At 67.8% G+C, this 1,507-nt stretch carries 3 protein-coding genes; 2 read left to right on the top strand and 1 reads right to left on the bottom strand.

Annotation, left to right across the window (positions count from 1 at the left end; genetic code table 11):
* Positions 1-749, top strand: a 749-nt coding sequence (locus RMO04_RS21135; RefSeq protein WP_309646741.1) for an NADP-dependent oxidoreductase, incomplete at its 5' end; no start/stop codon positions are given.
* Between the two features lie 121 nt (positions 750-870).
* Here RMO04_RS21135 and RMO04_RS21130 read toward each other — a convergent pair.
* Positions 871-1,170 (bottom strand): hypothetical protein, encoded by a 300-nt coding sequence (locus RMO04_RS21130; RefSeq protein ID WP_309646740.1) that lies wholly within the window; start codon positions 1,168-1,170, stop codon positions 871-873.
* Positions 1,171-1,262: 92 nt separating this feature from the next.
* On the opposite strand from RMO04_RS21130, the gene RMO04_RS21125 reads away from it, so the two are divergent.
* On the top strand, positions 1,263-1,507 hold a 245-nt coding region (locus tag RMO04_RS21125), incomplete at its 3' end, for an FAD-dependent oxidoreductase (protein WP_309646739.1).

The raw sequence follows: 1,507 nt of genomic DNA, 5'->3' as shown, positions 1-1,507 counted from the left end.
GCTGGCAGGATCACTTCATCTCGCGCGGCGACAACTTCATTCCATTCATGACGTCGAGCGACGCCCTTGTGGTGCGTGCCGCGCCGGGCGCCGCTCCGCGGGACTATGCCGGCCTGCTCGGCATCGCCTCCATGACGGCCTACGCCGGAATGGCCTGCCTCGCAGAGTGCGTGCCCGGCGACACGGTGGTCGTCTCCAGCGGTGCGGGGACTGTGGGCTCCGTGGCTTGCCAGATCGCCTTGATCAAGGGGTTGAGGGTCGTGACCTCGGCCGGCACCGACGAAAAGGTCGCCTGGCTAAGGCGTGAGATCGGGGTCCATGAGGCTTTCAACTATCGCACGGCCGGCCTTGCCGACGCCCTGGCGCGAGCGTGTCCCAACGGCATCGACCTTGTGCTGGAGAATGCGAGTCCCGAGCACCTGTCGGCGTGTCTGCCGCTGATGAACGAGCTGCGCCAAATCCTGATCAGCGGCTTCGTCAGCATCTACAACACCGGCGGCAAGGTCCCGCCGTTCGAGAACTTCGAGTACGTCCTCGACCGTTTCCTGACCGTGCGGGCCTACCGGTTCATGGACTGCCTGGAGGCCTATGATCGGTTCGTCGCCGACATGCTGGCCTGGCGCGCGGCGGGCAAGATGGTATTCCGCGAGATCGTGTTCGAGGGGCTTGAGGCGGCTCCGGAGGCGTTTTGCGCCCTGCTGCGTGGCGACGTCACCGGTAAAGGCCTCGTTCGACTGAGTGACGCCTGAGGCCCTCAGGTAACGGGAACGCCCGCCAATTCTACCGATCGGTGAAGGTCCGCGATGCAGCGACCAGCGAAGGTCTCCGCCTGGCGCACTCCGGTCTCCAGGTTCGAAGGTTCGATTCCTCTTACTCCCAGCGACTTGAGCCTCGGCCTTGGGCTCGTTGCGACCGCCGGGTCAATTTGGGGCGATCGATGAACTGGCCGAAGGCCTTGAGCTGATCGACCGTCGCCCGTTCTTCGGGCGACAGTCCCGGCGGGAGCGGACCGCCCCCGAGCGCCGGGCCGACATCGCCGGGTATTGTCGCCGGCCGGTTGGTGTGGATGCCGAGCCGTCCGGAGGGCGCTTGGCGCCCCGTGGCCTGGACGACGCCCGTGCCCCAGTCCCCGCCCTGGGCGAAATAGCCCGTGTCGCCGAGCCGCGTCATGAGCACGTCCCAGGCGAGGGGCGTCCCTTCGGACCGTGGTGATCCAAAACCGGTCCAAGGCGTTTGGCGGTCTCATCCTTGCGAGGCCTGTCATGACGCTCACCGAAACCCTCGATCTGCGCGGCGGACGGACCTGCTGGCGCGCCGACGACAGCAACCCCCTGGTGTCCGACCCGCTGCCAGGCGCCCCGGTCGATGTCGCCATTGTCGGCGCCGGCGTGATGGGCGCCATGCTCGCCGACCGGCTGTCGGCCGCCGGCCGATCGGTGGCCTTGCTGGATCGCCGACCCCCGGCTCACGGGGCGACCGCGGCCTCGACCGCCCTGGTGATGTGGGC

Source organism: Phenylobacterium sp., from assembly GCF_031412415.1.
Lineage (GTDB): Bacteria > Pseudomonadota > Alphaproteobacteria > Caulobacterales > Caulobacteraceae > Phenylobacterium.
The sequence above is the reverse complement of the archived record's forward strand: the minus strand, read 5'-3'. Positions and strand labels throughout refer to the sequence as shown.